Genomic DNA, 23583 nt, shown 5'->3' on the forward strand with positions numbered 1-23583 from the left:
ACGGGAAAATTCTGGAGAACACGATAACAGATCCGTTAAGCCATCGGTCTCACCAACAAAAAACCCTGTCGCCGGCCGGCCCGGGACAGGGTTTTCGCGCTCGCGGAGCGGTTATTCCGCGGTCGCTTCGTCGCGCAGTTCCCGACGCAGGATCTTGCCAACGTTGGTTTTCGGCAGCTCGTCCCGGAACTCAAAGAACTTGGGCACCTTGTAAGCCGTCAGGCGCTCACGACAGAACTCCTTCAGTTCGGACTCCTTCAGGTCCGGCGACTTGCTGACCAGGAAGACCTTCACGGCCTCACCGCTCTTCTCGTCGGCCACGCCCACAGCGGCGCATTCAACGACCTGCGGGTGGCTGGAGACAACGTCTTCGATTTCATTCGGGAACACGTTGAAGCCGGAGACGATGATCATGTCCTTCTTGCGGTCCACGATCCGGATATACCCGTCTTCCTGGATCAGGGCAATGTCACCACTGCGGTAGAAACCGTCTTCGGTGAACGACTTCTTGGTCTCTTCCGGACGTTGCCAGTAGCCCTTCATGACCTGCGGGCCTTTCACACACAGCTCGCCCGGCTCACCGATCGGTGTTTCGTTGCCTTCATCGTCGATGGTCTTGATCTGGGTCGAGCAGATCGGCAGGCCGATCGTGCCCAGCTGGATCGCGCTCGGCGGGTTGAAGGTCACCACCGGGGAGGTTTCGGTCATGCCGTAGCCTTCGGTGATTTCACAGCCAGTGACCTGCTTCCAGAGCTTGGCGGTGGAACTGGTCAAAGCCATACCGCCGGATGCGGTCATCTTCAGGGCGCTGAAGTCCAGGCTCTTGAACTCCTCGTTGTTGCACAGGGCAACGAACAGGGTGTTCAGCCCCAGGAACGAGGTAAACTTGTAGTTCTTGATTTCCTTGACGAAACCCGCAATGTCACGCGGGTTCGGAATCAGCACGCTGTGGGCGCCGGATTCCAGCATGATGCCGCAGTTCAGGGTGAAGGAGTAAATGTGGTAGAGCGGCAGCGGCGCAATGACAATCTCTTTGCCCTCTTCCACGTTGTCTTCCATCATCGGGCGGGTCTGCAGCAGGTTGGCGACCAGGTTGCCCTGGGTCAGCATGGCGCCCTTGGCCACACCGGTGGTGCCGCCGGTGTACTGCAGAACGGCGATATCATCACGCTTGACGGCAACCGGCGTCAGCTTGCACTTGGCGCCAGCGCTCAGCACCTTGGGCAGACCGTGTGCGTTCGGCAGGTTGTATTCCGGCACCATCTTCTTCAGGTATTTGACCGCCGCGTTCATCAGCTTGCGCTTGAGCGGTTTATGCATGTCCGCGATTTCGGTGACGATGACATGCTCGATGCCGGTATGCGGCAGGACTTTCTCGACCTTGTCCGCCATGTTGGCCAGCACCACCAATGCTTTGGCACCAGAGTCGTTGAACTGGTGCTCCATTTCCCGCTCGGTGTACAGCGGGTTGGTGTTGACGACGATCAAACCCGCGCGCATGGCGCCGAAGACCGCGACCGGATACTGGGTCACGTTCGGCATTTGCATGGCGATGCGATCGCCGGGCTTGAGATTGGTCTTGTTCTGGATCCAGGCGGCAAAATTGCGGGACTGGGTATCGAGATCCCGATAGGTCAGCGTCACACCAAGGGCACTGAACGCAGGGCGATCGGCAAATCTCTTAACGGCCGAATCAAACACGTCGAGCATGCTCTCGTATTTGTTCAGATCGATCTCGTTCTTGACCCCGGGTGGATATTTATCCTGGTAGAACTGCTCCAAATCCATCACACCATCTCCTGTGTATTGCAATTATGCTTGTAGTGACTGAGGTGTCTTATTCTTCGTGTCTGTGTTTTCGTATTCTGCCTGATCGTGGTCGTTGTGCGGTGGTGTTGCACGCTGGCTGCTCTTCTTTTTGGCTGTCGGTCCGCGGGAAGCGCGACAGATGCAGTCCAGTTCAAGCAAGGCACCCCTGAACCCTCTCGAGGGGCTATGCAGAGGTCCCTTTACCCACAAAAAGTGACGAGAGAATACCAGTTTTCAATGAAATGAGGTAGACGGCACAGACATCCACGCAAAAGCCTGTCCCCGTTGGCACGACCTCGAAAATTCGAGAGCTGGCGCACAAAATTTGGCCTCTATGCTCTATCGTTGAAATGTACACTCAGTGTATTGATTTCGATCATCCACCGTTTGCAGGAAGCCCCCGTGACCCAGCTGATCACTGCGCCCCATCCTCTCGAAACCGACACCAATCGGGTCACCACCGAAGCAGCCCGGACACCCCTGCAGGCGCCGGATGGCCATCGCATTCCTGTGTACACCTGGGAAGCCTCTGAGCCGCGAGCGGTGATTCATATTGCCCACGGCATGGCCGAGCACGCCCAGCGTTACCGGCATCTGGCCCGGGACCTGAACCGGCAGGGTTACACCGTCGTCGCCCATGACCATCGCGGACATGGCCCCGCCACGCCGGATGACGAGCTCGGGCATTATGCCGACGACAACGGATGGCAGCGGGTGATGGACGACCTGGGCCAGGTCCAGCAATGGATCCACCAAACCTATGCCAACCTGCCCTGCTATCTGCTCGGCCACAGCATGGGGTCGTTTATTGCGCAGGGTTACCTGACCCGTTCCACCGAGACGTCCTGGCCCGCGGGCCTGATCCTGTCGGGGTCCAATCGGGATTCGAGGATCAAGCTCCAGGCCCTGCGATGGATTGTGGCGCTGGCGACCCGATTCCGCGGGCCTCATGAGCGAAGTCCTCTTGTCAGGGACCTGACCTTCGGCGCCTTTGGCAAGCAGGTGCCCAACGCCAGGACCGAATTCGACTGGCTGACCACGGACGACCGTGCGGTCAAGGACTACCTGAACGACCCCTATTGCGGCTTCGACTGCACCAACCGGCTCTGGTCGGACCTGGGTGGCGGACTGGCTGCCCTGCTCCGGCGCGGTTGTCTGGAGCGAATTCCGGCCCAGTTGCCCATCCTGATCGTGTCCGGCGCGGAAGATCCCGTTGGCGAGCGTGGCAAGGGAACTCGACGGCTGGCCAAAGCCTATCGAAACTCCGGCCATACCGACGTGACCTGCCTGGTGTTCGAAGGCATGCGACATGAGCCCTTCAATGAGCAGAATCGCTCCCAGGTTGTGGACGCATTGACGACATGGCTTGCCCGGCACCGACCGACTCCGCATAATCCCACCAAGAGCCCATAACAAGAACACAATGGCGCACTGACGTATGGAACGTCATCGATCAGGGACTTCTCAGGACTGAGACACATGGAAAATCTGGAAAACATCGTCTATGACGAGCTGCATGTCGGCGATACCGCCGTCTACACCCGTTCGCTTACGGAAGAAGAGCTGGTGCTGTTTGCCGCTGTCTCCGGCGACGTGAACCCGGTCCACCTGGACCCGGCCTTTGCCGCCAACAGCATGTTCAAGGAGCGGATTGCCCACGGCATGTGGAGCGGTTCGTTGATTTCCGCAGCGCTGGCGACGGTGATGCCCGGCCCCGGCACGATCTACCTGGAGCAGAGCCTCAACTTCAAGCGCCCGGTCAAGCTCGACGATACCCTGACCGTCAAACTGACGGTTGCCAGCAAGGACCGCAGGAACCGGGTCACCATCGACTGTGTGGTGACCAACCAGCGGGGTGAGGATGTGGTTGTCGGCGAAGCGAAAGTGATCGCACCCACCGAGAAAATGTCACTGCCCAAACCCCAACTGCCACGCATCACCATCGGCTGAACGCCGCCTGATCAGGACGGCAGGAAATTGATCGGGAAGCGCACTGTACGCGTCTCGACATCCGCCGCGCCGAAATTGAACAGGCGCACACGCATGACGATTTTTTGCTCCAGCGCCGGGGCATTCAGCTCCGAGCTGACGACCCGGCAGTTGGACACGTGTCCGTCCGGCTCAACCGTGACCTCCAGCAGCACTTCACCTTCAAGTGCAGGATTCTTTCGCAACGCTCTGTTGTACAAAGAGAACAGAACCGACTTCTGCTGATCGAAGACGCGCCGTATGTTAGCCATCGAGCGTTCTGCCGGCCCCGGCTCCGGGGCGGCTTTTGGCCGGGGTTTCGAGGGCTTGGCCGACGCCGGCGCGTCGACCTGTTTGACCTGGTGCTCCGCCAGGGCCACCTGCTCGGTCGGCCCTTTCACGTCCTTAATCCCCTCGCTGCGTTGCAGCGCATCAGACTCCACCGTCTTTGTCGCGACAGAGGCTGCTTCCGTCTCGACATTCGCCGACAGACGGGGATCACGGGATTCCTTCGCCAAAGACTGCATTGCCGAGAAATCTTCGGATAACGCCATCAGGCCTGACTTTGCAGCCACGGCTCTTGCCTGCTCCGCGGTTTGTTTTGGCGGCTCTGCGGGGGCGACCGGTTTTGGCTCGGGCTTGATGACCGGCTCGGGTCTCGGCTGTGGCTTGGGTGCCGATGTGGGTTCAGGCTGAGGCTTCGCCTCTGGCTCGGGTCTGGGCTTCTCAGGCTCCGGTTTGACCACGGGTTTGGGTTCCGGCTTTTCCTGGATCAAACGAGCCAACTGCGGTGGCAGCTGCTCCTGGGTCTGACGATCCGGCTCGGGCAGTTCAATGCGCGGAATCCAGATGGCCAGCGGCACGAACACCGCGAGGAACAGCAGCAGCGATAACCCCAGTCGCAACCGCTCGCCCGGCTCCCGATCCCAGGGCAGGCGCAACGTCACGCTGCCGGCGCCGGTCGTTGCCAACGCCGCCTGATGCACATCGATCCGGCTACCCATTAGCCGCCCCTGATTCGACAGCGTCATGCTCCACCGCCAGCCGAACCCGCCGGTAATCGGCATCAACACAGGTTTGCATGATACGGCGCAGGTTGCGATAAGCCGTGCCCTGATCGGCCATCACGGTAATTTCGAGCCCCTCCGGTGGCACCGCGTCCCGGCGCTGCTTCTGGTGTTGCAGCTCATTGAACAGGCCCGCAATGCGGTCCTCCTCGTCGCCCAATGCTTCGAGGCGGGCGACTTCGCGACCCTGGACGCGGATCGAGTCACCGCTCACCTCAATCAGGAGCGCTTCTTCGCCGGGTGTCTCCGCGGTGGAGACGGGCAACGACACATCGCTTGCCTGCTGCATCACTTTCACGTCCGACGAATTCACCATCAAAAAGAATACGAGGATGGTGAAAATATCCATGAGCGACACGAGATTCAGGCCACCGGCCCGATGCATACGGCTGTAATGGCGCTGGATCCGGCGAGCCCGACGGGAAGACTTCATGGGCGGCCTCCGGTGACGTGAGAGTCGATCACAGCGCTGATCTGCAGCTCGTCCGGTGCGTCGCCCAATGACACATCCGGAAACAGCTCGGCCTCGACCGCGCTGGCCGCCACCACGGCGGGATAGGAGCGAACCGTGTCCATGGCCGTGACCAGCGTCTGGTAGTCCACGGCCTCGCCCAGACGCAGGACGATGTCGGTTTTATCCGGCATGCGCTGCTTGATCGCCTTGAGGGTGACCTTGAGACCGGCAAAGTCCTGTTGCCCCTCTTTCAAAGGCAGGTTACGTATCGTGCCTCGTTCACTGTCGGCCACCCGCATTCCGCTGGGTACCACCATGACCTCCAGGCGGAACTGATCCGGATCGGGCACCTCGCCCTTTGCCAGCCCCGGGAAATCCAGTTCGATCATCCGGATCTGGGTAAACACCATCCCCAGCAGCAGGACCGGCACCAGCACGATCATCAGATTCATGAAGGCGGTGATATCCAGCTCGGGGGTGCTGTTCAGTCGACGGTGTCTGCGTCGCATGGCCATGCGATCCCTGTCAGGAGGCCTGAGCCTGGTGTTCGGAAACGGTGTTCAGGAACTTGACGCCCGCCATTTCAAAGCTGTCCACCAGTTCATTGGTGCGGGTCTGCAACAACGCGTGGAACAGCAACAAGGGAATCGCCGCCATCAGGCCGAAGGCCGTCGTGTTCATCGCAACGGAAATACTCTGGGACAACAGCGTAGCCTTCTCGGCGGGATCGGCATTGGCGACCGCGGTAAAGGCAGCAATCAGGCCGATGATGGTGCCCAGCAGGCCCAGCAGCGTGGACACATTCGCCAGTGTGGCGAGGTACTGGGTCCGTTTTTCCAGGCGGGGCAGCACTTCCATCAACCCCTCTTCCATGGCGTACTCAATGTCTTCACGGCGCTGGTTGCCCAGCAAGCGCCCCAACCCGGCGCCGAGGATGCCGGCGATCGCGCTGCTGGAACTGTTGGCCGCCTGCATCGCCCGTTTGTAATCCCGTTTCTGCAACAGAGGCAGGATGCCCGTCTCGAACGCCCGCCGGTTGGCGCGGCGCACCATCGCCAGATAGGCAAAGCGTTCCAGCGCAATCGCCAAGCCGACGATCAGCACCAGCGCGATGGGATACATGAACGGGCCGCCGTTCTGGAAAAAGCGAATGATGGTTTCAAGCATGGGTGTGCTCCGCGGTCTACGGGTCTTGTTGTGGGCGTCCCTGAATGCCGGCGTGACTCCGTCGGCGATCAGGGGCGTCTTTATTCAGTTGAATCGGCTACCGGTGCCCCACTCCGATGGGGTCACTCAGAGGGTCCAGCGTCCGGCGAAATTCGCTGTGGCGCTTCAGCGCGTAGGGATCCACCGGATCCAGCAGGCCGTCGGGTGCCAGCCGAAGCGGCTCGCGGTTGCGCCGGGACACGGTGGGCGGCTGCCAGGGCAGGATATTCAGGACACGGGGATAGTCGTCGTCCGCCTGTACCGAAATCCCCTTCACCGTCAGCGCAACCGGGTCCTTCGACGGCGACGATGCCTTTTCAGGCGCCGCGCCAGCGCAAACCGGTACACCTGTGCCAATCGCTGCAACCCAGCATGCCAGTATTGGTGCCCGAAAAACGCGATGGATATCAAAGATCGCCATATCAGTTCACCCGTCGTTCCAGATCCGCGATCCAGCCGGCGACCTGGGCCTTGCGGTCGTCGGTCAGTGACTGGTAGGTGCGGTAGTGGTCCAGGGCCATGGGTAGATCCAGCAGATAAAGTTCCGCCAGCACCGCCAGGTTGAAGTGCAGTTGCGGTGAATCCGGGTGTTGCGCGAGCGCCGTCTGCAGCAGATCGCGGGCCTCGGTGAACTGCCCCTGCTCCTCCAGCATCAGCGCCAGGTTGTTGGCCGCCATGGATTCGGCCGGATCCAGTGCCAGCGCTGCCCGATAAGCCGCCATCGCCGACTGTGACTGCTCTTCCTGTTGCAGGATCCATCCCAGCCGTGCCGCGGCCACGGCGCTGTCCGGCCGTTCTTCGCGCAACTGCCGCAGGCGCTGTTCCGCACCCGCCAGATCACCGGCCGCACTGCGTTTGAGCGCGTCGTCCAGCAGGACGGCCTGGGCTTCTGTCAGAGGCTCGACAACCTTCGGCGTCGCCTTCGCTGGCGTTGCCCGGGAGCCGCCCCCGGAACCGGGATGGGACGCGCAACCGCTCACAAGTAGGGCCAACGCCAACAAAACGGCATGCAACCGGTATCCCGCCGGGCCATTACTGCGTATCGGCGCGGGCATAATCCACCTCCCCTCGGGTCCAGTTGATCCATTCCGCATCCCGCTTGTAACGTCCCGGGAACATTTGCCCCAGTACGTCCAGGCTGCGACGCACCCACGGGTTGTAGACGCCATCGGCGATGAGCTGGTGATTGCGCGCGTGCAGGTCGATCGCCTTCTCCTCGAACGGGTAAGCCTGCTCTTCCAGCAGGACACCGTACTGGGCCTGTTCCAGCTCGTTCAGGGTATCCGGGCGCTGGGAATCCATGATGTCCCGCGCCAATGTGCGGAACAGTTCGGCTTCGCCATACAGGGCTCGGGAGCGATCCGTGTCATCGCCCAGTTTGCGCGCCTCGTCGTATCGCCCCACGGCCGCTTCGAGCGCCCGGCGCTTGGCCTTCAGTGACTGTTTCAGCGGCAAGTCGAGCGTGATCCCATTGAAGCGCTCGGCCTCCTGATCCGCCAGCACCAGCGCCGCATCCGCCGCCCAGGCCAGGGTATCCGGTGAGTGCCACTCGCTGTCGAGTTCCTGTTCCAACAAGGCCTGGCGCATGGCCGGCGCGGACGACGACGCCGTGATGAGCTGGTGTCGCAGACGCTGCTGGCGAACATGTTCGTCGGCATCACGCGGTGTCGGCGCCTGGGCCAGGTAATCGCTGATGATCGCGTGTGCCCGGCCCGGGTCTCCGGCGTCCAGCAGCAAGTTGGCTGCTGTTAGGCGATCGTCCCAGGGTTCCGACTCGTTTTCGGCGCGCTGGAGCAGTTCATCCGCCGCCTGGGCGGGTTGCCCGGCCGACGTGTAGGCCAGCACCAGCTTACTGCTGACGCCTGCCGTTAAACCGGCATCGGGATAGTCGCGGCGAAACCCCTGCAAGGCATCGACAGCCGCGGCCCATTGATCCGACTCAAGCATCATGGTGGCGGCATCGTAGCGGGCCTTCATGGCGATGTCCGCGTCCGGCTTGACGCTCGGGATACGCTGGAGGGAGGCAATGGCCTGCGCCGTCTGGCCGTCGGCCTCCTGGGCTTCGGCCTGCCGGTAGATGGAACGAGCCAACTGGTTGCGGGTGTCGGACGCTTCCCCGGCGGACATCGGGCGACGGTCCGACGCGGCCAGGTCCAGAGCCCGCCGGTAAGCCTGTTCCGCCTCGGCGTATTGATGAGCCTGATACGCAATCTGACCCAACACCAGATAGGCCGCTCGCTGATCTTCAGCGGCTGCTTGACCGGACTCCGTCACCTGCAGCGCTTCCCGACGAGCTTCAGCGTGGTTGCCCGCCAGCAGCAGGCGATTCGAAAGATCGGCCTGCGCCGGCGTGACCCTTTGATCCGACGGGAACGCTTGCGCAAATCGGTCGACGGCGTCTGTCAGTGACGCGTCTCCCGCCGGCGACGGCTGCTTGCGATACTCCAGCACGGCGGCCCAGGCGGCATCCGCCGCATCGTCATAGCCGGGCGCCTGGTAGCCCGCCTTTTCATAAAAGGCGGTGGCCTTTGCTCCGTCACCAGCCTGGAGCCAGGCATCACCGGCCAGACGCCAGAATCGACCAGGGTCAGTCGAGGTGCCCGCCTGAGCATTCACATCGCCCAGACGACCGTAGTAGCGCCCGGCATCGGCAAATCCGCTTGATCCGCCACCGGCTTGCTGACCGGCCGCATGGTACAGCGTATCCGCCACCTGCCCGGCCAAATCCCGCCACGTGGTCTGCTCGTCGCCGGACAGTGCGGCGTAGGCGGCAGGCGTCGCGTATGCCTGCACGTAATCTTCCCGGGCCTCGCGCGCCTCCTGATCAAACCCACCGGCTTCCCAGACCGCCACAATCTGGGCCCGCATGGCGGCCGTCCGGGGATGTTCCGGATTCAGGTCGATGAAATGCCGGTTGACGGCGGCGCTGTCGGCGTAACGCTGCTTGGCCAGGTAAAAATCCGCCAGCCGGTCATATAGCAGATAATCGTAGGATCGCCCGCCTTCACGAGCGAGCATCTGGTCCAGGGTCCGGGCGCCGTCGCGCTGGGCCGCCATTAACGCCAGGATGCGGAAGGTATCGTTCACCAGATCCTCGCTTCCGCCGGCCAGGGCCGTAAAGTTGTCGGACCGGTCCCGATAGCCATCCAGCACGGTCAGGAAGGTGTGACTGGCCCGCTCCGGGGCCTGCTGCTTGTACTGGCTCCAACCGAGCATGTACAGCGCCTTCTGTTGCAGGTCAGGATGCTTGCCATCGTCGATAACCCGCTGATACGCCTGTTCGGCTTCGGCGTAGGCCCCGCGGGAGAAGGCATCCTCGGCAATCCGGAAGCGGGACTCGGTCGCCAGAGCGGACTGCGGATACAGTCCCACCAGCTGTCGAAGGCGTTTGATGGATTGCTCGTCCTCCCCGATGAAGGCATAGGCCTTGGCGGTCTGGTACAGCAGCTCATCCAGCCGGCCCTGATAGCGCCCCTCGCTGACAATCATCTCGTAGCTTTTCAGCGCTTCCCGATAGATCACCGCTTCCTGCTGCGGGGACAGTTCCAGGCTGGCGCCGGCCCGGGAATGCAGGTTGGTCAGCCGGTGCAGCGCGTCAATGCGGACTTCCGGTTCTTCCGCTTCCTCGAACAATCGCTTATAACGCCGTGCGACCTCCTTTACCGAGATGGCCGGCAACGTTTGGGACGACATCTCCAGAAAGATCGGGCGCATCTCGCCAATGGTTTCGCCGTCCTCGCCGAGATTCACCTGGAAACTGCCTTTCTCGCCGGCGCCGTAACCGCACATTGGAAACAGCAGGCACAGGAGAGCCACTCTCAACCGCCGGTTCATTGATCACCTCCGGTCTTGACGGGTGCGGCGTCATTCAGGGCCAGGTGCTCATAAAGATGGGCCAGTTGCTGTTCGCTGCGATCCAGGTGCGCATTCATTTGCGATGCCTGGTCGTCGATGAATGCCATCAGATGCTGATCCAATTCACCGCTCGCTTTTTGGCGCTGCGTTTCTACCCGGGTGAGCAGCGTCCGGGCCTGGGAGCGGGCCGCGCCCACCCGGCTCAGCAGTTTGCGGAACCGGTCCGGTGTCTGACTCAGTTCACTGTCGAAGTGCTGGTAAGCCGCCTTTGCGGCGTCGAGCGAGTGAGCAATCGAAGCAACGTGCCGCGCATGCTCCCGGCGGGCTCGGTCAAAACCCTCCTGGGCTTTCCACGTGAGCACCCCTTCGAGGCGATCCAGGCGCGCCTGCTCTTCCGGTGTCAGTTTTTTTTGCGACCGGATCTGTCGAATCTGTGCCAATTTGTCCGCGGTCTCGCCGGTTGCCAGATCCGCCACCTGGCCCTTTTCGCCGGCATCGTCCAACCGGGCCTGCAAGGCCTGGAGTCGCTGATTCAGGCGCTGTATACCCTGACCGACCTCGGCGATTTTCGCGCGACTGCCCTGGCGGGACACCTGCTTGAGTCGCCGCGTCAGCATGCCCTCGAAGACGTCCAGATCCGACAGTCGGCGCTTTAACTGCTGTTCCATGCGAGTCAATTCAGCGACGTCCCGGACGGCCTGCTGGGCCTCAGGGCGCTCCATGAACTGCATGAGATAGGCCAGGCGTGGTTGGGTCAGGGTCTTGCTGTCCGCCAGGAACCATTCCACGTCGTCCCGGCCGGCGGAGCGGACCATCGCCTCATAGCCACCCTGCTCCTGGATTTGCGTGCGCAACGTGCGCAGGGTCACCAACTCGCCTTCAAAGGCGGAGATGGCTGCCAGATAGGCTTCGCCGGCCTGCCCCAGGTAGCCGGATTCGTCGTAACCGCGGCCCATGCCCAGCCAGGCATCGGCCGCGCCGGGAAAGCCCAACGGGAATTTTCGGGCGCGGTGCCAGGACTGCATGGCGGTGCGGTAGTTGTCCTTGCGGGCCAGGGCCAGGCCATGAAGATAGAGGGCCTGCGGGGTGTAATAGCCGTTCAGGGAGACCTTGTTGAGGAAAGAGAGCGCCTTGTCCGGCTCGTCGCTGCGCAAAGCCAGGTAACCGGCCGTCACCTGGATATGCTGGAGCAGTTCGGGATAGCGGGTGGCCTCCTGATCGCCCAGCATCGCACGCGCCACCCTGAGTGCGATCAGGCTGCGCGCGGTGTCGGTGTCCTGGCGGGCGTATGCGGTCGCCAGATTCAGGTAGCCCATCGCTGCCCAATAGCCGTCCTGGCTCTTACTCAGGATCTGTCCCGCCCGATCGTAAGCCTCCGAATCGATCGCATCCTCCGCGAGGAGGTAGGCCGCCTCCTGCCCCTCGGGTCCTCTCGAACGCCGCATCAGCGTGCTCAGCGCGTCGTTGGCTGCCGGGCGATCGCCCAACTGACGCTGGCTCTTGGCCAGGGCCAATAACGCGGGATCGGACAGTGTCTGGCCGGCATTTCGTACCGCCATCAATGCGTTGCGGGCTTCGTTGGCGACACCCATGTGAGCCAACGCTTCGCCTCGTAACATGCCGGCTTCTGGCGATCCATCGTTCCAGATCTCATGCAGTGCGCGATCCGTGTCACCCACCAACAGCTCATAACGGGCCACATCACGGATTCGCTTGCTTTGACTTCCGGCGTCCGCCCAGGCCAGACCGGAGGGCAGCAAGGCGGCGACGAGCAGGAGCGACAGCGCAGATCTCATGCCGATCGGCCTCAATCCCACTGTTTGATGCGCATGGCAGGTTCGAAACTGGGCGCTCGCGCGTCGATCACCAGCTCGTATTGGGCCTTGCCGGTGGCCTTCTGAATGGTAAAGCTGGCATCCTTGCGGTAGTAATGGTCGTTCGCGCCCTGGCCATTGAACACCGCGCTCAGCTCGTGCTCGCCAGCCGCCAGATTTCCCAGATACAGCCGCTGCACCCCACCTTGCTCAAGCGCCTTGCGTTCCCTTTCGCTGTAGAGGTGAGATACCGCCGAATGGCCGTCCAGGGCCAATTCAACAGAGTCCAGCACAAAGTAATCCCGGGCGTCGAAGGACAGGTAGACCGCTACCTGAGTGTTCGCCGGATTGAGGATATCCTCTTCCAGCTGGAACAACGTGTGGTTAAGGCCGGCGACATCGGCCTTGAGTGAGGCAATATCGTCACTGAGGGGCTCGGCCGCCAGCGCACCGGTGAACAGCAGGCCGGTGATCAGCAGGATAAGGCGCATCGGTACTCTCGCGATCAGTGTCCTGAGGGTTCATCAAGCCCGATGGCAGCAGGCGCCCGGGCTTTCGGTAACAAAGCGTAACACCGGCCCGGCTGCTGAAACGGTACCTGGATCACCAAATGACAAGTCGGGCTTGTCACACCGCCCCAAACTGTCGACATCATTTACACATGCCAGGATAAAGCGCGAGGGAGAGAATGACGGTCTCGTCAAAAAATGAATTAGAGGGCTGTTTTTAATGTCTTTTTTTTAGGCTGGCAAAGCGCGTGCTTTGACCTTATTGCGGTGCAATTCTTCGATGAAGGGTAAACCGTTCGATATGCCGAGCTTCGCCGATGCGCCTCAACCGCATCGGCTTTTTTTTGCCCTGCGATGCCTGAATGCGCAAACCGACAGGTCGGTTGGCGCTGACGCAGGAAGCCCGACAGGGCAAGGCAACAGGTCGCCCCCAGCCTCGCCTGATTGTTTGTTGGGCTTCCTGCGTCAGCCCAACCTACGAAGCGGAAGCGTAACCCCAGGGTTTCCGGTGGCAACAGCGCGCCGGGGATGGGAGCCTCGGCGCGCCACTACCCGCCGGATTATTTGCTGAGGAACCGCATGGCCGATTCCAGACCGTCGATGGTCAGCGGGTACATGTGGTCCCCAACCAGTTGGCGGGTCATGCCGATAGAGCCACCGGTTCCCCAGTAGTTCTCCGGCAGCGGATTGAGCCACACCACCTTGCGGAAGTGATCCTGCAGACGCTGGAACCAGACGGCACCGGCCTCTTCGTTCCAGTGCTCGATGGAGCCGCCGGGATGGGAAATCTCGTACGGCGCCATACTGGCGTCACCGATGAAGATGACCTTATAGTCCGGCGAGTACTTGTGCAGGATGTCCCAGGTGCTGGTGGTCTCGTTGAGGCGCCGCACATTGTTCGTCCACACGCTTTCATAGATGAAGTTGTGGAAGTAGAAATACTGCATGTGCTTGAACTCAACACGCGCCGCCGAGAACAGCTCCTCGCAGACGCGGATGTGCGGATCCATGGACCCGCCCACGTCGAAGAACAGCAGCACTTTGACGGCATTGTGCCGTTCCGGGACCATTTTCAGGTCCAGATAGCCGGCGTTTCGGGCGGTGGAGCGGATCGTATCGTCCATGTCCAGCTGATCGGCGGCACCCTGTCGGGCAAATTTACGCAACCGTCTCAACGCGACCTTGATGTTGCGGATGCCCAGCGTGATGCTGTCATCCAGATCCTTGAAGCCCCGCTTTTCCCAGACCTTGACGGCCCGGCCGTGGCGCCCTTTTTCCTGCCCGATGCGGAAGCCTTCCGGGTTATAGCCGTGGGCCCCGAACGGGGACGTCCCGCCGGTGCCGATCTGGCGGTTACCGCCCTGATGCCGTTCTTTCTGGTTTTCCAGGCGATCCTTGAACGCGTCGATTAGCTCCTGCAGCCCGCCCAGCGAATCGATCCTGGCTTTGTCCTCTTCCGACAACTGTTTCTCGAACTCCTTGCGCAGCCAGTCTTCGGGAATCAGTTGCTGCATCAGGTCGTCGAGGTTCTCGATGCCGTCAAAGTAGGCGGTGAACGCCCGGTCGAACTTGTCGTAATGCCGCTCGTCCTTCACCAGGCACAGGCGCGCCAGGTAATAGAACTCCTCCATGTCGGCAAAGGCCAGACGGTGCTGTAGCGCGTCCACCAGATCGAGATACTCACGCAGACTCGCCGGCACACGGGCACGGCGCACCTCCATGAAAAAATCAATCAGCATAGTGTCCTCCTTACAGAGGCCGTCGGATCAGCTCCGGCGACGCGCCATGAAGGCCAGTTTCTGCAACAGGTGAACGTCCTGCTCGTTCTTGACCAGGGCGCCATAGAGCGGCGGCAGCGCCGAGGAGGTGTCCTTCTCCTGCAACATCTTGGCGGACAGTTCGTCGGCCATCAGCAGCTTGAGCCAGTCCACCAGTTCGGAAGTGGACGGTTTTTTCTTCAGGCCGGGCACCTTGCGCACGTCGAAGAAGACTTCCAGCGCGTCCCGGACGATCTGTTGCTGGACGTCCGGGAAATGCACGTCGACGATGCTCTTCATCGTGTCGTGATCCGGGAAGCTGATGTAGTGGAAGAAGCAGCGGCGCAGGAACGCATCCGGCAGCTCTTTCTCGTTGTTACTGGTGATCACGACGATCGGACGACGTGTGGCCTTGACCACTTTCTGGGTCTCGTAGACGTAGAACTCCATGCGGTCGAGTTCCAGCAACAGGTCGTTGGGGAATTCGATGTCGGCCTTGTCGATCTCGTCGATCAGCAGAACCACCTGCTCGTCGGCCTCGAAGGCCTCCCACAGCTTACCCTTGACGATGTAGTTGCTGATGTCGTGCACCTTGTCATCACCGAGCTGGGAATCCCGCAGGCGCGAGACCGCGTCATACTCGTACAGTCCCTGCTGGGCCTTGGTGGTGGACTTGATGTGCCAGGTGATCAGCCTTGCCCCCACGCCTTCGGCCAGTTCCTCTGCCAGCATGGTCTTGCCGGTGCCCGGCTCGCCCTTGATCAACAGCGGGCGCTGTAGGGTGATGGCCGCATTGACCGCCATCTGGAGGTCTTCGGTGGCGACGTATTTTTCGGTGCCAGTAAACTTCATGGTGTCTGTCCTTTTATTTCGGGTCGGTGCTCACATGCGCGAGGAGCCGGGGCGCCTGCCGACGTTATTCTGATTTTTTATCGTCGGTATCCCCGTTTTCCGATTCGCCTCGCTTGCGTTCCTCGTCTTCGAGGTCCGGAAGGTCATCGATATCGGAGAGATCAAAGTCTTCGAGGGAGTAATCGTCGTCTGTCTCGCTGTCCTCATCCCCCGAGTCGGACAGGATATCCTCTTCTGCCGCGGCCAGATCGGCCTCGTCCCGGCGCGCCTCTTCCAGGAACCGCTCTATGTCATCGGCGGTGTCGTCGATTTCCGGGTTTGAGGTGCCGTCTTCGTCGTCCACCGGCCAGGCTTCGTCCTTGTCGGCCGTCTCGGCAGGCTGCTCGTCCAGCGTCGGGATGTCGTCGTCGGCGTCTTCGGCAACCGGTTCGGCCGCTTCGGTGGCCACCGGTGGCTCCGGTTCAGCGACCGGCTCTTCCTCGATCACTGGCGGTAACGGTTCCTCTTCTTCAGGCGGCTCCTCCAGCGGCGTCTCTTCCACTGGAGCCTCTTCCTCCGACTCGACAACCGGTGGCACGTCGCTCTCCGGTTCGACCGGCGTTTCTTCCTCGGCGACATCGGCCTCAGCGGTCTCGTCCTCGGCGTCTGTCGCAGCGGCACCCTCGTCGTCCGGGTCTTTTTCGTCCTTTCGTCTCGCCCGGGCAATCGCAAACCCGACGGCGGCGATTGCGATGACACCGCCACCGGCTCCCCAGGCCCACCAGGGAACATCGGCCAGTAGGGAGCCTTCATCGCCGTTGTCGTCGGTTTCCGCGGGCATGGCCTCTTGCGGCGGTTCCGCAGGCTCGTCACTGGCCGGTGATGCCGGCTCGGATGGGGTTACCACCTGCGATGTGTCGATGGGCGGCGCGATCGCCGGCGCGGGTTCGACCTCCGATTCCCCGGTAACGGCCGGCTGTTGCACTTCGCTGGTTTCGGCAGCGACGTCCGGTGCGGCTTTCTCGGGCTCAGGTGCCGGCGCTTGGGCAGGCTCGACGGCTTTGTTCTCTGCCAGGGGGATGGGCGCTTTGCCTGCCTGACTGGAATCGCCTTCGTCCGCGCCAGTTACCGTCTCAGCACTCAACGAGGTATAGGCCGTCTGGTCGCCGCCTTCGCGGGGGAAGGTCGCGGTAAACGTCGGCGGTGCATAGTTCAGGGCCTGTCCGTCTGTCGTGCTGCCCTGGAAACGGACCTGGACTTCATAATCCCCGTTACCGGCTGAGGGTTTGATCACCTTGCGCCAGACACCCGCCTTTTGATCGAATGGGACCGGCTCAAAGTCGCCGTCACCACCCTGCCCCGGCGGCTGCACCCGGACACCCACCATGGCATTGCTGCGATCCAGATCCGGGTGCTCCGGACGGACTTCCAGCACATACTGACTGCCACTTCCCGAGCCTTCGCCTTCAACCGACACGCTTGCCGGCGGGCGCAAGGTGATGCGAGCGGTGAACTGACGGGCAAAGGTCTTGCCGTCTGCCGCCAGCTTGAGATCGTAGGTGCCGGGTTCGCTCAGCTTTTCAATGGTATCGCTGTAGACGCCATCCGCCGGTGGCGTGTCGCCGGACAGCATTTTGCTGCCGGATCGGCCGTCCTGGGTCGACAGGGTCAGGGACACATCGAGGACGCCCAGAAAATCCGGATTGGTGATCGGCTTGTCGTCATCGTAGAAGGAGGCATCGATCGACACCGGCTCGCCGGTGTAGAAAAAGTTCGGCACCGGCGACACCGCCATGCGCAGATCGCTGACCACCGTCACCCGGGATTGCTCGCCGAGTTCGCCGTCCACCTGCCATTCGCCTTCAGCCGGTTCGTCCACGGTGATCAGGTCGTAGGCGCCTTCCGCGTACCAGCGCACGTTGTCCGGATGCTGGTCGTGGGTGATTCGTTTGCGGTCCGGCGTCATCAGGGCCAGCGGCTGGTCATCGCCCTCATGGAATATCAACGCCGTGAATTCGTGCACGTCCTCGCTGATGCGGAAGCGCTTGTTCTCGATCGGCACTTCAGGTTGGGGGGCCGCGGTGTTCAGGGTTTCGGCGAACACCCGGTTCAGGGCATCGGCATCCGGCGCCACGGAGAACGTACCGCCGGTCTCCACGGCCAGACGCTCAAGCAGTGCGAGATCGGCATTTTTGGACAGCGCGATGGTGTGAATCGTGGCACCCCGGGACCGGATGCGCTCCACCACGTTATCAAGGATGCGATTGCGCTCGCGAGCGTTGACCGCGGCGTCCTTCGAAATATCAACGACGCCATCGGTCAGCAGGATGAAGTGGGTGTTGTCGAAGCGGCGGTCGCCGTAGAAATCGTCACTGGCGACTTCCAGGGCCTCACCGATATTGGTCCGGAGCGCGACCGAATTGATCCTTGAGGAGCGTTTGACGGCGGTGTCACGCCACTTCGGCGTCACTTCGCCGGACGGCACCAGCATGTTGACGTATTGGCCGAAGGTCCAGACGCCCCCGCGGGCATTGTCCGGCAGCATCCGGGCCAACAGCCGTACCGCGGGCTGACGCAGGTTGTCCGGATCGCTGTCCTTCATGCTGCCGGAGATGTCCACCACGATGCGGACATCCTGGGGCTCCGGCAAGGCCGGTGCCTTGGCCCCATCGGCTTCCTGGGCTATTGCCCCGGGAGCCTGGAAAACCATCAGCGCCAATAGAGAGAGAGAAAGCAGAAAGCGGGACCAGGAAGCAGTCATCATAGCGTTATTATCTGTCGCATCCGTAAACGTGTGTGACGGAGATTAGCGCACGGGGCCCCGCCCAGAAAAGCGATTTGGTCGGCCGCCATCAGGCCTCGCGGCGCCAGATCCGCACCCGGACCAGATCCAGAATCCAGACAATCAGCACGCATCCGCCAACCAGCACCATGTTCGAGAAGGCCCGAGCCGCTTCTTCCGTGTGACCGAGTATGGATTCATAACCCCCATGCAGCCAGGCCGGAATCCACCAGTTGGCCGCCTCCGTGGACTGGACCGGTGTCAGCAGCAGCGCCACGAACGCGGCCAGAATCAAGGTGCGAATCCCGTAGACCGGGATGATGCGCAGCAAACGCGACATCAGGAAAACGAAGATCAGGAAGCCGATGGCGTACACGGCCCAGAAAATCAGGTAGGCCGCCTGGGCCTGCGAGTCCATCTGAATTGGTAAATCGATCACTTAAAGTACCCAATGAATGATGTGTTCTTCCCAGTCCGCTTCCGGCACGCTGGCGTTGGAAACGGTGCGTTGGCGCACGGACACCTGAGCCCGATGGACACTGTCAGGATCACCGGAGACCAACGGATGCCAGTCCGGCAACGGCTTGTCCTCCGCCAGCAGGCGATAGGCACAGGTTTGTGGCAGCCAGTGGAAATCACCAACGCTGTCGGGTGTCAGCACGATACAATCCGGCACCTTTTCCTGGCGCCGGCTGTAGACCGTGCATTGGCAGCTGTCGCCATCCATGTATTCACAGGCCAGGTCGGTGTAGTAAACCTCGCCCGTGTCCTCATCCTCGAGCTTGGTCAGGCAGCACTTGCCACAACCGTCGCACAGCGATTCCCACTCTTCACGCGTCATCTCGTGAAAGTGCTTACGTTGCCAGAAAGGAATCGCCGCAATCATTACTCTTTCTTCAGTTTTTGCTTGAACTCAACCATGTAATCCGCCTGCTCTTCCGGCATCTGCAGATAGAAATCCTTTTCCTCGATGGCCGACAGCACCTCTTGCCCCGTGGTGCGCGCCAGCTTGCGATCCGGCGTCAGCAGCAAGTCCATGGCGTGGTGTGGTGTCCCGAAGATGCTGCGCAAGCCCTCGGGCAGATCGTCCCAGACCTGATTGCGACGGACGTACAGGTACGTATCGGCTTTCTTGCCGCTGCGGAATACGGATACAAACTGCCGGTTCATTCGCTCAATACTCTCGATACATCGTCCAGGACCGGCGCCAGCATGTCACCGCGCCAACCTTCAGTGAAAAAACGCGCCGCGTCATCGTTGCTGTCCCAGCGACGGATACAGGCCTCGATACGCTTGCGCGGGGCCACCAGTTCAACGGGAACGTCGCGGGCTTCCGCCTCACCCCGGAACAGGCGCTTGACCTGTTTGAACAGGCCCTGCTCATCCCGGGTCAGCGGCGTTTCAATTCTATCAGTAATGCCTTCGCTCGACTCGCCGCGCTCGACACACGCGAGCAAGGTGTCGCCATAACGACGCACCACCACCGGCGGCACCTCCTGCAACGCGCCCAGCGCGCCCTTACTCTCCGGCATGCGCTCGGCGATCCGGATCAACGCCGCGTCGGCCAGCACGCGGCTCCGTGGGCGATCTCGACGACGGCATTCCTGCTCGCGCCAGGCAGCCAGCTCACGCAGGACCGCCTGCTGTCGGGGATTCAGCTGCCAGCCACCGCGTATTTTCAGGTAATAGTCCTCGGGTTCGCCCTGACTGGCCAGGTCCTTGGCAAAGCGTTCGCATTCTTCGAGCCAGGCGTTATAGAAGCCCCGCTCTTGGAGCAGGACCGTCAACCGTTCGTACATCGGCTTCAGGTAGCGGATGTCCTCCAGAGCGTACCGGCACTGAACGTCGGACAGCGGGCGGGCCAACCAGTCGGAACGGGTCGCGGATTTGTCGATGGCCACATCAAACAGGGTTTCCACCAGCTTGGCATAGCCCACCGAGAAGCCCAGACCGGCCAGCGCGCTGGCCAGCTGCAGATCCAATACGGCTTGAGGTTCCAGGTCCAGCCAGTGGCGGAACAGCTCCATGTCCTCGCTCATGGCGTAGAGGAGCTTGGGCCGCTCGGTACCGGCCAGACAGTCGCGGAAGGCTTGCGAGGCTTCGGCGACCGCCGGTTCCACCAGGCGCAGATCCTCCCCGAGGCCCAATTGCACCAACCCGGGAATCGGGAAAAAGGTGCTGACCCGCTCGAACTCGGTGTCCAGGGCCAGTGGCCGATCCGGCGCCTGCGCCAGCCAGCGATCGAGTTCTTCAGGCGTGTTCAGCCAGCGCACAGTGGAAGTATCAGTCATGAAGCGTTCCAGATTGGATGGAGGCGTTTCGGTCGGAAGGAATCATTCGCTCAGGGGCTTGCGGCCGCGGAAGGCGTGGCCGAGGGTAAAGCCGTCGACGTACCCCAGTTCGCCACCCACCGGAATACCGTGGGCCAGGCGTGTGATCAAGACATTCTGACCGTCCAGCCGATCGGCGATGTAGTGGGCCGTGGCCTCGCCTTCGACGGTCGGGTTGGTGGCCAGGATCAGCTCGGTAACGCCCTCGTCCCGGATCCGCCGCAGGAGCTGTTCGATGCCGATTTCTTCCGGGCCGACGCCATCAATGGGCGACAGGTGCCCCATCAACACAAAATAGCTGCCGTCGTAATAGCCCGCCTGCTCGATGGCCAGCAGATCCGACGGGCTTTCCACAACGCACAACGTGCCGGTGCGGCGCTTGTCGTCGGCGCAGAGGTTGCACAGGTCGGTGTCGGCGAAGTTCTGGCAGGAATGGCAACGCTGGACGCCGCTCATGGCGTTCTGCAAGGCGCTGGCCAGGCGTTCACCGCCGCCCCGGCCCCGCTCCAGCAAATGGAACGCCATCCGCTGCGCGGTTTTCTGGCCAACACCCGGCAAACAACGCAACGATTCTACAAGTTCATCGACCAGCGGACTGAAAGCCATCCGGATTCCTCTACTGCTTATTCGTTATCAAGAGCGTAACGTCAGAACGGCATCTTGAAGCCGGGCGGCACACCCATGTCGGAGGCCATACCGGACATACGCTCCTTCTGATGCTCTTCGACGCGTCGTACCGCATCGTTCACAGCCGCTGCCAGCAGGTCTTCCAGGATTTCCTTGTCTTCGGTGAGCAGCGAGGGATCGATGTCCACTTTGCTCACATCGTGACGGCCGTTCATGGTGACTTTGACCAGTCCGGCGCCGGCTTCCCCGGTCACCTCGGCTTTCGCCACCTCTTCCTGGACGCGTTTGAACTCGTCCTGCATTTGCTGGGCCTGCTTCATCAGGTCGCCCATACCTTTAAACATGCGTAGCACCTCAGTACTGGATATCGGATTCGCCTGACGGCGTTGTGCGGCTTTACCGCGGGATTTCAACCCTGACCACACCGGTTTTCACGCGCCCGTCAGACATTCCTCTTGGACAGCGGCCTATTTGACCGGTTCGATACTGCCGTCCACGATCGCCCCGTCAAACCGCTGCACGATCGATTGTACGATCGGATCCCCGGCAATCGATGACTCGGCCGCCTGTTGGCGTGCAATCCGGGCGCGCTCGGCGAACGCCGCCGGCGTGGCTTCTCCGGGCTCACCTTCCTGTAACGTCACCGTGACAGACTCTCCGAAGAAGGCGCCGAGCGCTTCGGTAATCCGCGAGACGTGCCGATCATTGAGCAGCCGCGCGTGACCGCTGTCGAGGGTCAGAACGACATCGTTACCCGTTTTCGCGAACGCAGCCTGACTCGCCAGGTTGCCCGCCATGCCGCTCAGGCCCAACGCCCGGAAATCCCGTTGCCATTCAAAGTTTGCCGGATCGGCGGCTTCCATAGGCTCGTTAACTGGCCCTGAGCGCTCAACGGCGGCTGTCGGGGCCGGCTCTGGCTGGTCTTCAACAGGCGCTGCCGGAGCCGGCTGCGCTGGCGCCGATACCGGAGGCTGAGGCTCCGGTTGCAGTTCGGGCGCTGGCTGCTCTGCTACCGGCTCCGACGCGGACGGCACCTCTTCCGGCAGATCCATGTCGACCTCACCATCGGCAGAAAGCGAGGGATCGTCATAGGCGCTCAGCGGCACCGATTCTTCCTGCCGGTCCGAGGATTGCACAGGTTCCGGCTCCTCAGCCACAGCGGGTGCGGGTGCCGGTTCGGCGACCGGCGCGGGCGGAGGCTCCGACGGATCAGGTGTTGCCTCAGCGTCGGCTTGTACCGGCGAGGCAGGTTCTGGTTCTGGTTCCGCTTGCGGTTCCGGCTGTGGCTGTGGCGCGGGTTCAGGCGTCGGCGCGACTGATTCGGTGGCCGGTTGGGCAGGCGCAGGCTCGGGATCGTCGCCCGGCGTGCCGGCGTCACGGCGCTCACTGCTCTGGATCACCGGTGGATCGCGGCGATCGGTTCCCGGACGGAAGGTCAGCATCCGCAGCAATGCCATCTCAAAGCCCATGCGGGCGTCCGGAGTAATCGCCAGATCTTTGCGGCCCACAAGAGCGGCCTGATAGAACAGCTGGGCGTCTTCAGCGCTCAGCTGCCGCGCCATCGCCTTGACGTGCTCCGCATCGCCCATGGCGTTGTCGGCGCTGCCGGGCACGACCTGCTCCAGGGTCACCCGATGGAACAGCGACAACAGGTCACTGAGAATCACGCTATAGTCCGGTGCAAACTCGGCAATCCGGTGAATCTCGGAAAGCATCGCCGGACCGTCGCTGCGCACCAGGGCATCCACAATCTGATGGATGTCCCGCTGGTCGATGGTACCCAGCATAGCGCTGACGTCACTGGCCGCCAGCTTCTGGTTACCGAAGGCAATCGCCTGATCGGTCAGGCTCAGGGCGTCCCGCATACTGCCGTCGGCAGCCCGGGCCAGCAGCCAGAGAGCTGGCTCTTCGTAGGGAATGCCTTCCTCGGTCAGCACGTAATTGAGGTGACCGACGATGTGTTCCGGCGTCATCCGTTTGAGATTGAACTGCAGGCAGCGGGACAGGATGGTCACCGGCAGTTTCTGCGGGTCCGTGGTCGCAAACAGGAACTTGACGTGGTCGGGCGGCTCTTCCAGTGTTTTCAACAGGGCGTTGAAACTGGAGTTGGAAAGCATGTGGACTTCGTCGATCAGGTAGATCTTGAAGCGGCCACGGGTCGGCGCGTACTGGACGTTATCCAGCAGCTCGCGCATGTCCTCGACCTTGGTGCGGGACGCGGCGTCAATTTCGATGAGATCGACAAAACGGCCACCCAGGATCTCCTGGCAGCTGTCACACTCACCGCAGGGCGACGACGTAATCCCGGTTTCGCAGTTCAGGCAGCGGGCCAGAAGCCGGCCAATGGTGGTCTTCCCCACCCCGCGGGTTCCGGTAAATAGATAGGCATGGTGCAGGCGCTCATGGTCCAGTGCATGAACCAGTGCCTTGAGCACATGTTCCTGCCCCACCATATCCTGAAACGTCTTTGGCCGCCATTTTCGGGCCAGAACCTGATAGCTCATCGAATGCGTCACGTCCCGTTCAAACCGGGCTTAACGATAGCATGGACAGCCAGTGATAAGAAGGAAACCG

At 61.8% G+C, this 23583-nt stretch carries 22 protein-coding genes; 2 read left to right on the forward strand and 20 right to left on the reverse strand.

Annotated elements, in window-relative coordinates:
* Positions 1–111 precede the first annotated feature (111 nt).
* Positions 112–1788 (reverse strand): AMP-binding protein, encoded by a 1677-nt coding sequence (locus tag JL474_RS04710; protein ID WP_123635475.1) that lies wholly within the window; start codon positions 1786–1788, stop codon positions 112–114.
* Positions 1789–2211: 423 nt separating this feature from the next.
* On the opposite strand from JL474_RS04710, the gene JL474_RS04715 reads away from it, so the two are divergent.
* Together JL474_RS04715 and JL474_RS04720 are read left to right on the forward strand one after the other, a co-directional pair.
* A complete protein-coding gene (locus JL474_RS04715; protein WP_203141105.1) occupies positions 2212–3222 on the forward strand; it encodes an alpha/beta hydrolase in 1011 nt (336 codons plus the stop codon).
* Positions 3223–3288: 66 nt separating this feature from the next.
* Complete coding sequence (locus tag JL474_RS04720; protein ID WP_123635473.1) at positions 3289–3759, forward strand: MaoC/PaaZ C-terminal domain-containing protein; 471 nt, start codon at positions 3289–3291, stop codon at positions 3757–3759.
* 11 nt (positions 3760–3770) lie between these two features.
* On the opposite strand, the gene JL474_RS21610 is transcribed toward JL474_RS04720, so the two are convergent.
* The 19 genes from JL474_RS21610 to dnaX form a co-directional block, all read right to left on the reverse strand.
* Complete coding sequence (locus JL474_RS21610) at positions 3771–4808, reverse strand: TonB family protein (protein ID WP_268890259.1); 1038 nt, start codon at positions 4806–4808, stop codon at positions 3771–3773.
* Complete coding sequence (locus JL474_RS04730) at positions 4774–5277, reverse strand: ExbD/TolR family protein (RefSeq protein WP_203141106.1); 504 nt, start codon at positions 5275–5277, stop codon at positions 4774–4776. Before JL474_RS04730 ends, JL474_RS21610 begins: the two co-directional genes overlap by 35 nt.
* Positions 5274–5807 (reverse strand): ExbD/TolR family protein, encoded by a 534-nt coding sequence (locus JL474_RS04735; RefSeq protein ID WP_203141107.1) that lies wholly within the window; start codon positions 5805–5807, stop codon positions 5274–5276. Before JL474_RS04735 ends, JL474_RS04730 begins: the two co-directional genes overlap by 4 nt.
* A 16-nt stretch (positions 5808–5823) precedes the next feature.
* Positions 5824–6465 (reverse strand): MotA/TolQ/ExbB proton channel family protein, encoded by a 642-nt coding sequence (locus JL474_RS04740; RefSeq protein ID WP_123635470.1) that lies wholly within the window; start codon positions 6463–6465, stop codon positions 5824–5826.
* Positions 6466–6562: 97 nt separating this feature from the next.
* Positions 6563–6925: a hypothetical protein gene (locus JL474_RS04745; RefSeq protein ID WP_123635469.1), complete on the reverse strand. Its 363-nt coding sequence runs from the start codon at positions 6923–6925 to the stop codon at positions 6563–6565.
* 1 nt (position 6926) lies between these two features.
* Positions 6927–7559, reverse strand: a complete 633-nt coding sequence (locus JL474_RS04750; RefSeq protein ID WP_203141108.1) for a tetratricopeptide repeat protein — start codon at positions 7557–7559, stop codon at positions 6927–6929.
* Positions 7537–10338: a tetratricopeptide repeat protein gene (locus tag JL474_RS04755; protein WP_203141109.1), complete on the reverse strand. Its 2802-nt coding sequence runs from the start codon at positions 10336–10338 to the stop codon at positions 7537–7539. The genes JL474_RS04750 and JL474_RS04755 overlap by 23 nt, the downstream gene beginning before the upstream one ends.
* Positions 10335–12155 (reverse strand): tetratricopeptide repeat protein, encoded by a 1821-nt coding sequence (locus JL474_RS04760; RefSeq protein WP_203141110.1) that lies wholly within the window; start codon positions 12153–12155, stop codon positions 10335–10337. The genes JL474_RS04755 and JL474_RS04760 overlap by 4 nt, the downstream gene beginning before the upstream one ends.
* Before the next feature lie 11 nt (positions 12156–12166).
* Positions 12167–12664: an AraC family transcriptional regulator gene (locus JL474_RS04765; RefSeq protein ID WP_203141111.1), complete on the reverse strand. Its 498-nt coding sequence runs from the start codon at positions 12662–12664 to the stop codon at positions 12167–12169.
* A 578-nt stretch (positions 12665–13242) separates the two neighbouring features.
* Positions 13243–14421: a vWA domain-containing protein gene (locus tag JL474_RS04770; protein WP_123635464.1), complete on the reverse strand. Its 1179-nt coding sequence runs from the start codon at positions 14419–14421 to the stop codon at positions 13243–13245.
* A 27-nt stretch (positions 14422–14448) separates the two neighbouring features.
* Complete coding sequence (locus JL474_RS04775) at positions 14449–15291, reverse strand: AAA family ATPase (RefSeq protein ID WP_123635463.1); 843 nt, start codon at positions 15289–15291, stop codon at positions 14449–14451.
* Positions 15292–15355: 64 nt separating this feature from the next.
* The gene (locus tag JL474_RS04780) at positions 15356–18034 is read right to left on the reverse strand and encodes a VWA domain-containing protein (protein WP_203141112.1); all 2679 of its coding nucleotides are present in this window, start codon (positions 18032–18034) and stop codon (positions 15356–15358) included.
* 88 nt (positions 18035–18122) lie between these two features.
* Positions 18123–18491: a hypothetical protein gene (locus JL474_RS04785; RefSeq protein WP_328797775.1), complete on the reverse strand. Its 369-nt coding sequence runs from the start codon at positions 18489–18491 to the stop codon at positions 18123–18125.
* Positions 18492–18938 carry a YcgN family cysteine cluster protein gene (locus tag JL474_RS04790; protein ID WP_123635461.1) on the reverse strand — a complete coding sequence of 149 codons (447 nt, stop codon included), beginning with the start codon at positions 18936–18938 and terminating at the stop codon, positions 18492–18494.
* Positions 18938–19222 (reverse strand): YcgL domain-containing protein, encoded by a 285-nt coding sequence (locus JL474_RS04795; RefSeq protein ID WP_123635460.1) that lies wholly within the window; start codon positions 19220–19222, stop codon positions 18938–18940. Before JL474_RS04795 ends, JL474_RS04790 begins: the two co-directional genes overlap by 1 nt.
* On the reverse strand, positions 19219–20343 hold the full coding sequence (locus JL474_RS04800; RefSeq protein WP_203141113.1) for a ribonuclease D: 1125 nt from the start codon (positions 20341–20343) through the stop codon (positions 19219–19221). The genes JL474_RS04795 and JL474_RS04800 overlap by 4 nt, the downstream gene beginning before the upstream one ends.
* Before the next feature lie 42 nt (positions 20344–20385).
* Positions 20386–20988 carry a recombination mediator RecR gene (gene recR / locus JL474_RS04805; protein ID WP_123635458.1) on the reverse strand — a complete coding sequence of 201 codons (603 nt, stop codon included), beginning with the start codon at positions 20986–20988 and terminating at the stop codon, positions 20386–20388.
* A 41-nt stretch (positions 20989–21029) separates the two neighbouring features.
* On the reverse strand, positions 21030–21353 hold the full coding sequence (locus tag JL474_RS04810; RefSeq protein WP_123635457.1) for a YbaB/EbfC family nucleoid-associated protein: 324 nt from the start codon (positions 21351–21353) through the stop codon (positions 21030–21032).
* A 123-nt stretch (positions 21354–21476) separates the two neighbouring features.
* Positions 21477–23513: a DNA polymerase III subunit gamma/tau gene (gene dnaX, locus JL474_RS04815; protein ID WP_203141114.1), complete on the reverse strand. Its 2037-nt coding sequence runs from the start codon at positions 23511–23513 to the stop codon at positions 21477–21479.
* Between the last annotated feature and the right edge of the window lie 70 nt (positions 23514–23583).

The organism is Marinobacter mangrovi, assembly GCF_016798325.1.
Lineage (GTDB): Bacteria > Pseudomonadota > Gammaproteobacteria > Pseudomonadales > Oleiphilaceae > Marinobacter_A > Marinobacter_A mangrovi.

What these genes read in the sequence shown, in the direction of transcription:
- JL474_RS04710 (WP_123635475.1), bottom strand. Translation starts at nt 1,788, where the DNA reads ATGGATTTGGAGCAGTTCTACCAGGATAAATATCCACCCGGGGTCAAG.
- JL474_RS04720 (WP_123635473.1), top strand. Translation starts at nt 3,289, where the DNA reads ATGGAAAATCTGGAAAACATCGTCTATGACGAGCTGCATGTCGGCGAT.
- JL474_RS21610 (WP_268890259.1), bottom strand. Translation starts at nt 4,808, where the DNA reads ATGACGCTGTCGAATCAGGGGCGGCTAATGGGTAGCCGGATCGATGTG.
- JL474_RS04730 (WP_203141106.1), bottom strand. Translation starts at nt 5,277, where the DNA reads ATGAAGTCTTCCCGTCGGGCTCGCCGGATCCAGCGCCATTACAGCCGT.
- JL474_RS04735 (WP_203141107.1), bottom strand. Translation starts at nt 5,807, where the DNA reads ATGCGACGCAGACACCGTCGACTGAACAGCACCCCCGAGCTGGATATC.
- JL474_RS04740 (WP_123635470.1), bottom strand. Translation starts at nt 6,465, where the DNA reads ATGCTTGAAACCATCATTCGCTTTTTCCAGAACGGCGGCCCGTTCATG.
- JL474_RS04745 (WP_123635469.1), bottom strand. Translation starts at nt 6,925, where the DNA reads ATGGCGATCTTTGATATCCATCGCGTTTTTCGGGCACCAATACTGGCA.
- JL474_RS04750 (WP_203141108.1), bottom strand. Translation starts at nt 7,559, where the DNA reads ATGCCCGCGCCGATACGCAGTAATGGCCCGGCGGGATACCGGTTGCAT.
- JL474_RS04755 (WP_203141109.1), bottom strand. Translation starts at nt 10,338, where the DNA reads ATGAACCGGCGGTTGAGAGTGGCTCTCCTGTGCCTGCTGTTTCCAATG.
- JL474_RS04760 (WP_203141110.1), bottom strand. Translation starts at nt 12,155, where the DNA reads ATGAGATCTGCGCTGTCGCTCCTGCTCGTCGCCGCCTTGCTGCCCTCC.
- JL474_RS04765 (WP_203141111.1), bottom strand. Translation starts at nt 12,664, where the DNA reads ATGCGCCTTATCCTGCTGATCACCGGCCTGCTGTTCACCGGTGCGCTG.
- JL474_RS04770 (WP_123635464.1), bottom strand. Translation starts at nt 14,421, where the DNA reads ATGCTGATTGATTTTTTCATGGAGGTGCGCCGTGCCCGTGTGCCGGCG.
- JL474_RS04775 (WP_123635463.1), bottom strand. Translation starts at nt 15,291, where the DNA reads ATGAAGTTTACTGGCACCGAAAAATACGTCGCCACCGAAGACCTCCAG.
- JL474_RS04780 (WP_203141112.1), bottom strand. Translation starts at nt 18,034, where the DNA reads ATGATGACTGCTTCCTGGTCCCGCTTTCTGCTTTCTCTCTCTCTATTG.
- JL474_RS04790 (WP_123635461.1), bottom strand. Translation starts at nt 18,938, where the DNA reads ATGATTGCGGCGATTCCTTTCTGGCAACGTAAGCACTTTCACGAGATG.
- JL474_RS04795 (WP_123635460.1), bottom strand. Translation starts at nt 19,222, where the DNA reads ATGAACCGGCAGTTTGTATCCGTATTCCGCAGCGGCAAGAAAGCCGAT.
- JL474_RS04800 (WP_203141113.1), bottom strand. Translation starts at nt 20,343, where the DNA reads ATGACTGATACTTCCACTGTGCGCTGGCTGAACACGCCTGAAGAACTC.
- recR (WP_123635458.1), bottom strand. Translation starts at nt 20,988, where the DNA reads ATGGCTTTCAGTCCGCTGGTCGATGAACTTGTAGAATCGTTGCGTTGT.
- JL474_RS04810 (WP_123635457.1), bottom strand. Translation starts at nt 21,353, where the DNA reads ATGTTTAAAGGTATGGGCGACCTGATGAAGCAGGCCCAGCAAATGCAG.
- dnaX (WP_203141114.1), bottom strand. Translation starts at nt 23,513, where the DNA reads ATGAGCTATCAGGTTCTGGCCCGAAAATGGCGGCCAAAGACGTTTCAG.